The organism is Streptomyces sp. MBT53 (genome assembly GCF_016654115.1).
Classification (GTDB): domain Bacteria; phylum Actinomycetota; class Actinomycetes; order Streptomycetales; family Streptomycetaceae; genus Streptomyces.
In genome coordinates, this window is sequence record NZ_JAEQAZ010000267.1 from 1 (window position 1) to 10,645 (window position 10,645).

Below are 10,645 nucleotides of genomic sequence, written 5' to 3' on the forward strand. Positions count from 1 at the left end.
GGACCCGATCCGTCCGGTCGGCCAGGGTCGGGGCGTCAGTGGGTGTGTCGATGGGCAGGCCCGTCGGTGAGCCGGTGAGTCCGGCGGTGAGCTGTCGCCAGGTCGGCCAGTGAGCCTGCGGTCGGTGCGTCGATGGGCAGGCCCGTCGCGCAGTCGGTGGGCCTGTCGGTCGGCAGCGGGCTGTCGTCGGGTTTGTCGGTGGGACTGCGGCCGGCTGGACCCGATCCGTCCGGTCGGCCGGTCACCGGGCCGGTGAGTTGGTCGAGCCGGTGCGCGGAACCGGCCTCTGGGGCGGTGGGACCGGCCCGTTGGCCGGGCGGTGGTCCGCCGGCGCCCGCACCGAGAGCTGCTCGGCGTGTGGTCGCGGGCGAGGGCAGGGTCGTAGCCGGGACGGATCGGTACCGCGTCCTTTCTCGCGGTCTGCACCGTGACGGGTGGAGAGCGGCTGCGGGAGGACATCATGACGGGCGCGGTACCGGGCGCCTCTCGGGGCGGAGCGGCGGGCGGGCGGTGCCCGGACGCTTCCCTCGGGCTCCGGTACGGGCCGAGCGGGGCCGGGACTCCCACCCGGCGCCGTTCGGCCCGTACCGCCCGCTCTGCCCCCTGTACTGCCCCCACCCCTGGCGCACCCCAGGCACCCACCCGGCGCCGGCGTCGGCCACCGACCGGCAGACGGCTCGTGCCGGCGTCGGCGGCCGGCGGTTGGTGCCCGGCGGCAGGCGCCCACGCCGAAGTCGGCAAGCGACGACCGACAGTCGTACCGGAGCCGGCAGACGAAGGCCCGCGCTCTCAACGAACCCGGAGGTGGAGAACGGCAACCGCCAGAGGCATCCGCACCGGCGAAATCCAGCCGCCCTTCCGGCGGGAACCGATCGTCCCCAGCGTGCTGGTCGAGTGGTCGAAGCCCTGCCCAATCGGGGCGAAAGCCACGGTGAACCGGAGTCCTGCTCTGATTCACCACCCCTGGGTCATCACATGGCGCGATCCGCATTCCTATGATGGGCCCACGACACCGCGGGCCGCTGCGACCAGGCAGTCCGACGCGGTGCAGACGCGGCGTGATGGTGGAGGGGTCGATGACTCAGGGGGCCGGTCAGGGACCCGAGGTGGAGCGGACGGCGACGTTGCGCGACTTCCGGGTGCCGGCGTATGTCCACGAGACCGGTCCGTACGCCGACAGCGCGCAGCCCGGCGGCGCCGTACGACCCGACGAGGAGGCCTTTGACGAGGCCTTCGAGGAGGCCTATCCGGAGGGCTACACGCCCACCCGGCGCGATCTGCCGGTCATCCATCGGGGTGACACGGTTCAGGTCGCGGTGGACCCGGCGCCGGTGGGCATCCCGCGGCAGTCGGAGGGCCCGGGTCCGCTGTTCGTCGTAGGTGACGTGCACGGCTACCTCGACGAACTGGTGGACGCACTGCGGGAGAAGGGCCTGATCGACGCGGCCGGCAACTGGTGCGCGGGCACCGCGCGGCTGTGGTTCCTCGGCGACTTCACCGACCGCGGCCCGGACGGCATCGGCGTCATCGACCTGGTGATGCGGCTGTCCGCCGAGGCCGCCGCGGCCGGCGGCTACTGCAAGGCACTCATGGGCAACCACGAGTTGCTGCTGCTCGGCGCCAAGCGGTTCGGCGACACCCCCGTCAACTCCGGGGCGGGCACCGCCACCTTCCAGGCGGCCTGGCTGCTCAACGGCGGCCAGAAGACCGACATGGACCGCCTCCAGGACGTCCACCTGCAGTGGATGTCCCGGCTGGACGCCATGGAGCAGGTCGACGGGCATCTGCTCGTCCACTCCGACACCACCGCGTACCTCGACTACGGCGACTCGATCGAGGCCGTCAACGACAACGTCCGCGAGACCCTCACCCGCAACGACGCGGACGAGGTGTGGGACGTGTTCCGCAAGTTCACCAAGCGCTTCTCCTTCCGCGACGAGGGCGGTGCCGAACATGTCCGCTCATTGCTCGACATGTACGGCGGGACCCGGATCGTGCACGGCCACAGCCCGATCCCCTACCTCCTGGGCGACGTCGGCTCCGAGGACGGCGAGGACAGTGCCGGCCCCGTGGTCGAGGGACCGCACGTCTACGCCGAGGGACTCGCCATCGCGATGGACGGCGGAGTGACCATGGCCGGAAAACTGCTGGTCCAGCAACTGCCGTTGGATATCTGAGCGTTTAACGGGCAGACGTCCCCCTCGGAGGACCGGCGGACGACAGCGCTGGCCAGGGGCCAATTTCTGGAAACCCCCTGTCACCGTGTGCCGTCGCCGCTCTACCATCGGCTTATCCGTAGCAGGCTCCCCTCCGTTTCTGCCCGACGGCTCGTTGGCATGCGAGCCCCAAGCCCTACGGAGCATCGGGGGATGCACATGAACAGCGTTCCGCAGCACCTGCACAGCGAGGACCGCCAGGAGTACGAGCGGATCCTCGACGAGGCGCTGCGCTCCGCCCCTACCCGCCCGGAACTGGCCGCTGTCGGTAAGCGGCTCAACCCCGAACAGCTGCGCACCATGGCGCTGAACGCCACCGCACTCATCACGGCGGCCGCGGCGACCGAGTACCAGCACTACGTGAAGGTCCGCGAGGAACTGCGCCAGCCGGCGTCGTCCACCCCGTCGACCGTCCACGAGCCCGACTCCATGGAGCCGGGCGGCGTGGGCGCGATGGGGCTCGCCACCACCCTGGGGGAGGCTGCCGAGGGTGCGGGTGCCGTCGCCGTCGCCGCCGTCCTCACCCCCGTCCTCGCCGGCACGGCCGCGGCGATATTCCTGCTCGTGGGTTACATCCTCAAGATGCTCACCCCCGAGCCCGCGTTCGCGCAGACCATGCTCACCGCCGGCTGGGTGTTCGGCGCGATGACCGCCGCGGCGATCCTCGTCGCCGCCATCGGCCTGCTCCTCACGGCCCTGCGCAACCGGCCGACGTTCGACGCCGACCCCTACGGAGAGTCGGGCGGTGAGGTGGCCCGGGCCAGGGAGGCCTGGCACGACGCCCTTCTGGAACGCGGCATCCTGCCGTTCCTCCAGGAGGCGCTCGCGGCCCCGGGCACGGCGGCACTGCGCCGTACGACACCCTCGGCACCGACCAGTCGCATGCCACACCTCGGCTACGACCGTCCGGGCTTCTCCAGCCCCGACGACGGCCCGGAACCGGGTCACCGTCCGAGCTTCAGCAGCCCGGACTTCAGCAGCCCGGACTTCGGGGGGCCCGAGCACGCGCCGGAGTAGCCCCTCGGCTTGCGCCCCCACCCAGGGGAGCGCAAGCCGAACACCCGGTTTCACTGAATACGGCGAATTATCTGCGCCGCGGCCCTTTCCACCGGGGTGCGGCTGTGTACGTGTACTAGTGCGAGATGAAAGAGCGCCGGTGCGAGAGGGGCCCACCGGTGAATGCGATCGGCGCGCAGCATGTATTTGATCACCGCCGAAGGACGGAAGGGAACGAAATCAATGGTCTGGTGTTCCCATCTGTCCGCCACCCCTCTGCTCATACGCGCCTGCATATCGGCGCACCTCACGTCCTTGAGCCGGGCGTAGAAGTGAGCACTCCACTGCCGCTTCTCGATGTCCAGCACGAAGGCGAGCATTTCGAGTGCGAACTCGTGCGGTTCTATGGCCAGTTCCTCGCGCATGCCGCGCCGCGCGACCGCGTAGAGATCCGGGGCGCTCCTGCCGGACGAGTCGATGTGCCGTGACATGCCCTCGTTGACGGACGAGTTCCAGACGCCCGAGGCCACCCGGACCCTGTTGCTGCGCTGGCTGACGATCAGCATGTCGTCGGCCGTCACCACCGCGATGTTCACCGCGAGACTGCATTGCAGAAAAGCGGGTGCCGAGAGCGGGTCCTCGGGATCGAGATAGCGCGAACGAGGAGTGGTCCCGTCGGACAGTCGACGGTCCAATTGCTGGGCCGCGAGAAAAGTGTAGTAGTCCGTCGGACGCAGACGAAGGTGGATTTCCGGCTGTTCGTCGAGCGCGGTCCGGGAAATACCGACCGTCTCGACCGCGTATCGCGGCCCGTTCCACAACGGTGTTCGTCCCTCTGCCTGCAGTCGCGCGCTTTCTTCCTCGATCTCGGCCCGCCAGCCCACCATGTCCGGGGGCAACTCGATTTCCTGGTCCAATACCTGGATGTAGACGGCCTGCGCCGGTATGGACGACTCCCCGTCGCCTTCGACGATCAGGGCGGAGGTGTGCAGCGGACCGAGGGAGAACGTCCCCCACACCGGGCTGGACTCCTCCCGCCGGCGCAGCCCGCGTACCGCGCTCTTCGAGCGGGCGCGCAGCCTGTACCAGCCGTTCTGCAGCGGATCCTGGAACAGCACCGCGACCAGCATGCCCAGCACCGCGCCGACGACCCCGTTGCCCAGATCGATCCCACCCATGCCAGGCAGGGTAGAGACCTTGATCGCGGCCCGCGTGATCTTCTCTCTTCCGTTACGACGCCCACTTCCGTTCCGACGTCCAGCGGGGTCGGCCGCGACGGACTCGTACGGGGGTTACCCGGACCCCGCATTCGGCGGGCAGCCCCATCCTCCCCCGCGGCTTGACCGGGTTGGCTGGTGATCGTCACCGATCAGGACCAGGAGCAACGGGGGATTCGGACATGCAGACACCGTCGTCGAGGAGGACCGGCGCCGCCGTACTGGCAGCGGCGCTGCTCGCACTGGCCTCACCCATGGCCGCGACCGCCACCACCGGACACCCCACACCGAAACGCCCCTCCCACGCGTACGACGAGGCCATGCTCCGGCGCGACCTGGCAGCCGTACGGCAGGCCGGAGGCGGCGATGTGAACGTGCTGGCCAGGGTCGACGGACCGAACGGCGCACCCCTCATGGCCCGCATCGGCACCCGTACGGCCGGCTCCACGGCCCCGATCCCCTGGAACGCGCACTTCCGGGTGGCGAGCACGACGAAGACGTTCGTGGCGACCGTCGTCCTCCAACTCGTGGCGGAGAAACGGCTGTCACTCGACGACACCGTCGAGCACTGGCTGCCGGGAGTCGTCACGGGCAACGGCAACGACGGCACCCGCATCACCGTCCGCGACCTGCTCCGCCAGACCAGCGGCCTCTACGACTACATCGACGACCCGGAAATCCAGGACCGCCTGTTCAACCACTTCGACGAGGTCCGCTACGACACCACCCCGGCGGCCGACATGGTCGCGGTCGCGATGAAGCACCACCCGCTCTTCGTCCCGCAGCCGGGCGGGGCCACCCGGTGGGCGTACTCGAACACCAACTACCTGCTGGCCGGGATGATCGCCGAGAAGGCGGGCGGCGCGAGCTGGCAGGACCTGGTCGCCCACCGGATCATCGCGAAGCTCGGACTGCGCAACACCTCCATTCCCGGGCTCGACCCGTTCCTGCCCGACCCGCACGTGAACGCCTACCTGACGACCGCCGACGGCAAGCGTCTCGACGTCACCGATCACAGCCTCCAGCACACCGCGGACTCCGGTGTGGTGAGCACCACCGCCGACCTGAACACCTTCTTCCGCGCCCTGGCCGACGGCAGGCTGCTCCCCGCCGCGCAGTGGCGCGAGATGCGGCAGACCGTGCAGCGGACCGACGACCCGGAGGACGTGGCCGAGATGCCCGAGGGCACCTACGGCCTCGGCCTGCGCAAGATCCCGCTCTCCTGCGGCGGTTTCTACTACACCCACGAGGGCGACGGAGTCGGCGTCAACACCCGCCCCGCGGTGAGCGCCGACGGCCGACGCGCGGTGACCGTCTCCATCACGACCACCACCGCGCCCCCGGACCTCACCGCCCTCAACCGCGCGACAGGCACCCTGGTCGACCACGCCCTGTGCGACAACGCGTCGACCAAGGGCTCACCGAAGAGCTAGGCCGTGTCCGACCCGGCCGGTCGTCGTCAGTCGGCGATCGGCAGGTACACCCGGTTGCCCGCCGCCGCGAACTCCTTCGACTTCCGCGCCATGCCCTCCTCGACCTCCGCCTTGGTACCCCCGTGTTCGCGGCGGATGTCCTGGGAGATCTTCATCGAGCAGAACTTCGGCCCGCACATCGAGCAGAAGTGGGCCGTCTTGGCCGGCTCCGCCGGAAGTGTCTCGTCGTGGAACTCCCGTGCGGTGACCGGGTCGAGGGCCAGGTTGAACTGGTCCTCCCAGCGGAACTCGAAGCGGGCGTCGGACAGCGCGTCGTCCCACTCCTGTGCACCTGGGTGCCCCTTGGCGAGGTCGGCTGCGTGGGCGGCGATCTTGTAGGTGATGACGCCGGTCTTGACGTCGTCACGATTAGGCAGGCCCAAGTGCTCCTTGGGCGTGACATAGCAGAGCATGGCCGTGCCCCACCAGGCGATCATCGCGGCACCGATGCCAGAAGTGATGTGGTCGTACGCAGGCGCGACGTCAGTCGTCAGCGGGCCGAGCGTATAGAACGGAGCTTCATCACAGATCTCCTGCTGAAGGTCGATGTTCTCCTTGATCTTGTGCATCGGGACATGTCCCGGGCCCTCGATCATGGTCTGTACGTTGAAACGCTTCGCGATCGTGTTGAGTTCCCCGAGCGTCCTCAACTCGGCGAACTGTGCCTCGTCGTTGGCGTCCGCGATCGAGCCGGGGCGCAGGCCGTCGCCCAGCGAGTACGTGACGTCGTAGGCGGCGAGGATCTCGCAGAGCTCCTCGAAGTTCTCGTAGAGGAACGATTCCTTGTGGTGGGCCAGGCACCAGGCCGCCATGATCGAGCCGCCGCGCGAGACGATGCCGGTCTTGCGGTTGGCCGTGAGCGGTACGAACGGCAGCCGTACGCCCGCGTGGACGGTCATGTAGTCCACGCCCTGTTCGGCCTGTTCGACGACCGTGTCCTTGTAGATCTCCCAGGTCAGTTCCTCGGCGCGGCCGTCGACCTTTTCGAGCGCCTGGTAGAGCGGCACCGTGCCGATGGGGACGGGGGAGTTGCGCAGCACCCACTCGCGGGTGGTGTGGATGTTGCGGCCGGTGGACAGGTCCATGACCGTGTCGGCGCCCCAGCGGGTCGCCCAGGTCATCTTCTCGACCTCCTCCTCGATGGAGGAAGTGACCGCGGAATTGCCGATGTTGGCGTTGACCTTCACCAGGAACCGCTTGCCGATGATCATCGGCTCGATCTCCGGGTGGTTGACGTTGGCCGGCAGCACCGCCCGTCCCGCCGCGATCTCCTCCCGGACCACCTCGGGCGAGACCTTCTCCCGTACGGCCACGAACTCCATCTCGGGCGTGATCTCGCCCCGCCGCGCGTAGGCGAGTTGAGTCACCGCCGTGCCCTCGCGTCCTCGGCGCGGCTGCCGCGGGCGGCCCGGGAACACCGCGTCGAGGTTGCGCAGTCCACCGCGCGGTGACGTGTGCTTGATTCCGTCGTCCTCGGGGCGGACAGGGCGGCCCGCGTACTCCTCGGTGTCGCCCCGGGCGATGATCCAGTTCTCCCGCAGCGGTGCCAGCCCCCTGCGGACGTCGGTGTCGACGAGCGGATCGGTGTACGGGCCGGAGGTGTCGTACAGCGTCACGGACTGCCCGTTGGTGAGGTGCACCTGACGGACCGGCACCCGCAGATCGGGGCGCGAGCCCTCGACATAGCCCTTGTGCCAGCCGGCGGACTTCCCTGCCGCGGGGGACTCCTCGGCCCCCGTCGGCTGCTCGGCCCGCGCGAACTCCTCGCCCGGAATGGGCTGTTCGTCCTGGCTGAAGGCAGACGTGTGTGCGTCCTTGTTGGTCATGAGACCTACTCCCTACGCCGGCATTACCCGGTAACAGGTTCGGCGGTCGACGCAGCGGCTTCCGTCAGCCGATGTTTCATGTGAAACATCACTCGATTCAGGTGACGTTTCCCGTGAAACATCGCAGAGACGGAGGTCAGCGCCCTCTCAGCCCGGTGCTCCGAGCTCCCGCGTGTGCAAAGGTGCCTCCACGCTAGCGTCATATGTGGCGCGGTGAACAGTGGGCCTCCGGCGTTCTTGCGATGATCGGGCGGTGACCACGACGCAGCAGCCCCCGTACCCGCCGACCGGGCCGCCGCATGGCCATGACCACGGCCACGGTTCCGATGGCGACCACGGTTCCGGGTCCGGGGACGACCACAGCTCCGGTGGGGACGGCGGGCACGGTTCCGGCGCAGGTGGTGGGCACGGTCACTCGCACAGTCACGGTCCGGCCGCACCCGTCTCCCGGCACCTCCGGAAGGTCATCGCGGCGATCCTGATCCCGTTCACGGTGGCGGTCGTGGTCGGCATGGTGGTGCTGTGGCCGGGCGGCGCCCCGTCCCACAAGCGCACCGGCGTCGGCTTCGACCGGCAGACACAGCAGGCGACGGTCACCAAGGTCGTCAGCGTGAGCTGCGCCTCCGTGAACGCATCCGGCGGAGGCTCGACCGGGGACACCTCCACCGCCGAGGGCTCCTCAGCGGCACAGGAAGCGGCCGGCACCTGCAAGAAGGCCACGGTCACGGTCTCCACCGGCAAGGACAAGGGCCGTACGTTCACGGAGATCGTGCAGCCCGACCAGTCACGGCAGTTGCACCAGGGCGAGAAGGTCGTGGTCGCCTACGAGCCCTCCGCGCCCCGGGACCTGCAGTACTCGGTCACCGATGTGAACCGTAAGTTCCCGATGGCGCTGCTCGCGGGCATCTTCGCGCTGGCCGTCGTGGTGGTGGGCCGGCTGCGCGGTGTCATGGCACTGATCGCGCTGGCCATCAGCTTCATGATCCTCAACTTCTTCATCCTGCCCGCGATCCTGCACGGCTCGAACCCGCTGATCGTGGCGGTGGTCGGGTCGAGCGCCATCATGCTGATCGCCCTCTACATGTGCCACGGGCTGTCGGCCCGTACGTCCGTGGCGGTGCTCGGCACACTGATGTCGCTGGTGCTGATCGGTGTCCTGGGTTCGGTGTTCATCGGCTGGGCGGCGCTGACCGGCAACACGGACGACAACACGGGCCTGATCCACGGGCTGTATCCGTCGATCGACATGAGCGGTCTGCTGCTCGCCGGCGTCATCATCGGTTCGCTCGGTGTGCTCGACGATGTGACGGTCACGCAGACGTCGGCGGTCTGGGAGCTGCACGAGGCCAACCCGTCGATGGGCTGGCGCGGGCTGTACCGCGCCGGCATCCGGATCGGCCGCGACCACATCGCGTCCGTCGTCAACACGCTCGTCCTCGCCTACGCGGGCGCCGCCCTGCCGCTGCTGCTGCTCTTCTCCATCGCGCAGAGCAGCGTGGGGTCGGTCGCCAACAGCGAGTTGGTCGCCGAGGAGATCGTGCGCACGCTGGTGGGCTCAATCGGCCTGGTCGCTTCGGTACCGGTCACCACGGCGCTCGCGGCCCTGGTGGTCTCGGCGGACCGGCCGGGACGCGAAACGGCTCCGGCGGGGGTTGCCACGGCGGCCACGGCGGCGCCGGGTGCCGGGCCCACGACAGCACCCGGTGGCAAGTCGGCGCCGGCGCGCGGCGGTAAGGGCCGACGCCGCAAGCACTGAGGACGGCGGGAACCGCCGCACGGAGCCACGCAGAAGCGTTCCTGCGACCTCCAGGCTCCCCCAAGCTCCTCAGGACTCCTCCGGCTTTCCCGGGCTCCTATCGGGCTCCTGGACTGCTCCCGGCCCCTCTTGACCCCAGCGGCCTTTCAGGGCCCCGCAGATGCCGCCTGCAGCTTCGGGCCCGTTGGCGAAGCGTTACGCCAACTCGCCCCGCCGCCACGACAACGCTTCAGCCGGCGCTCTGTTCCTCCGCCAGGATGCGGTCCAGTGCCTCGTCGAGGTGGGCGTCGAAGTCCGCGAGCGCGCCCTCCTGACCGAGCGGAACCAGCCGGTCGGTACGGTCGAGGAACGCCACCAGCGGGGCCGCGCCGGTGCGGAACAGCGCCTGGTCGCCCCCCACCTGAAGCCTGATCAGCACCTCGCCCAGCGTCTCGGGATCGACCGGCTCGATCCGGACATCACCGTCCCCGGACGCCCGGCCCACCCCGTCGATCAGCAGCTCCCGGCCGAAAGCCCAGGTCACCGGGGCATCCCCCGGCAAGTGGAAGGTCAGCCGTACGGCGTACGGATCGCATGTCTCGTAGCCCAGTTCGACCGGGATACGGAAGGAGAGCTCCTCGGAGACGAGGAAGCTCATCATGACCTCTGCCTGTACGGACTCGCGCATCGCCTATCCCGTCAATTGCCGCCGACTGGCCGGGAATGATCCCCGTGACACTGAAGGAATATTGCTGAAAGTACACAACAGATCACAAGGAGTAAGTTTTCAGATACTGATAGAGAGCGCGAGCGACCCCAGCAGCCTGCCGACCTCGGTCTGACCGCGCCGGGTAGCGGTCGAGGTGGTCGCGCCGGGCGTCCTCGTCCAACTGGGCCAGCAGACACTGGCCGATCGCGTGCGCGTGCCCCGTCTCACGGAAGTCGGCCCACTCCTCGACCGCCGGATTGCCCGGGGTGTCGGCGACGCACATGACCTCGATCTCGCCGTCGCGGTACATCGCGTAGTAGACCGGTACACCGATCGAATCCCGCCAGGCCGCCAGCGCGTCCACGAGCGTGCTGCGACGTTTCTCCTGCGCTCCGCTGCTGCTCAGCCTCTCGGCCGCTTCGCCGAGGAAGAACAGCCCTTTGTCGCGCCGGAGATAGCCCTCGTGCACGAGGG

The 10,645-nt window shown here is 69.1% G+C and carries 7 protein-coding genes, 1 pseudogene and 1 riboswitch; of the genes and pseudogenes, 4 read left to right on the forward strand and 4 right to left on the reverse strand.

What is annotated here, in order from left to right:
* The first annotated feature begins 1,076 nt into the window (after window positions 1–1,076).
* Both JHN45_RS47195 and JHN45_RS47200 read left to right on the forward strand, forming a co-directional pair.
* Complete coding sequence (locus JHN45_RS47195) at window positions 1,077–2,177, forward strand: metallophosphoesterase (RefSeq protein WP_201055574.1); 1,101 nt, start codon at window positions 1,077–1,079, stop codon at window positions 2,175–2,177.
* Between the two features lie 192 nt (window positions 2,178–2,369).
* Window positions 2,370–3,233 (forward strand): hypothetical protein, encoded by an 864-nt coding sequence (locus JHN45_RS47200; protein WP_200715804.1) that lies wholly within the window; start codon window positions 2,370–2,372, stop codon window positions 3,231–3,233.
* 50 nt (window positions 3,234–3,283) lie between these two features.
* Here JHN45_RS47200 and JHN45_RS47205 read toward each other — a convergent pair whose 3' ends face one another.
* The gene (locus JHN45_RS47205) at window positions 3,284–4,390 is read right to left on the reverse strand and encodes a hypothetical protein (protein WP_200715805.1); all 1,107 of its coding nucleotides are present in this window, start codon (window positions 4,388–4,390) and stop codon (window positions 3,284–3,286) included.
* 221 nt (window positions 4,391–4,611) lie between these two features.
* Between JHN45_RS47205 and JHN45_RS47210 the strand changes: the two genes are divergently transcribed.
* Window positions 4,612–5,862 (forward strand): serine hydrolase, encoded by a 1,251-nt coding sequence (locus JHN45_RS47210; RefSeq protein WP_201055575.1) that lies wholly within the window; start codon window positions 4,612–4,614, stop codon window positions 5,860–5,862.
* A 26-nt stretch (window positions 5,863–5,888) separates the two neighbouring features.
* Here JHN45_RS47210 and thiC read toward each other — a convergent pair whose 3' ends face one another.
* A complete protein-coding gene (gene thiC, locus JHN45_RS47215; RefSeq protein WP_201055576.1) occupies window positions 5,889–7,727 on the reverse strand; it encodes a phosphomethylpyrimidine synthase ThiC in 1,839 nt (612 codons plus the stop codon).
* A riboswitch (TPP riboswitch) is annotated at window positions 7,720–7,909 on the reverse strand. It overlaps the preceding gene by 8 nt.
* A 71-nt stretch (window positions 7,910–7,980) precedes the next feature.
* On the opposite strand from thiC, the gene JHN45_RS47220 reads away from it, so the two are divergent.
* On the forward strand, window positions 7,981–9,483 hold the full coding sequence (locus JHN45_RS47220; RefSeq protein ID WP_201055577.1) for a YibE/F family protein: 1,503 nt from the start codon (window positions 7,981–7,983) through the stop codon (window positions 9,481–9,483).
* 229 nt (window positions 9,484–9,712) lie between these two features.
* Here the strand turns inward: JHN45_RS47220 and JHN45_RS47225 are convergent, their stop codons facing one another.
* The gene (locus JHN45_RS47225; RefSeq protein WP_019073400.1) at window positions 9,713–10,150 is read right to left on the reverse strand and encodes an SsgA family sporulation/cell division regulator; all 438 of its coding nucleotides are present in this window, start codon (window positions 10,148–10,150) and stop codon (window positions 9,713–9,715) included.
* An 82-nt stretch (window positions 10,151–10,232) separates the two neighbouring features.
* A pseudogene (locus tag JHN45_RS47230) lies at window positions 10,233–10,645 on the reverse strand (hypothetical protein); the annotation flags it as partial.

Excerpts from the sequence above, each read along its gene's own strand:
- JHN45_RS47225 (WP_019073400.1), bottom strand. The coding sequence starts at position 10,150 with ATGCGCGAGTCCGTACAGGCAGAGGTCATGATGAGCTTCCTCGTCTCC.
- JHN45_RS47195 (WP_201055574.1), top strand. The coding sequence starts at position 1,077 with ATGACTCAGGGGGCCGGTCAGGGACCCGAGGTGGAGCGGACGGCGACG.
- JHN45_RS47210 (WP_201055575.1), top strand. The coding sequence starts at position 4,612 with ATGCAGACACCGTCGTCGAGGAGGACCGGCGCCGCCGTACTGGCAGCG.
- thiC (WP_201055576.1), bottom strand. The coding sequence starts at position 7,727 with ATGACCAACAAGGACGCACACACGTCTGCCTTCAGCCAGGACGAACAG.
- JHN45_RS47200 (WP_200715804.1), top strand. The coding sequence starts at position 2,370 with ATGCACATGAACAGCGTTCCGCAGCACCTGCACAGCGAGGACCGCCAG.
- JHN45_RS47205 (WP_200715805.1), bottom strand. The coding sequence starts at position 4,390 with ATGGGTGGGATCGATCTGGGCAACGGGGTCGTCGGCGCGGTGCTGGGC.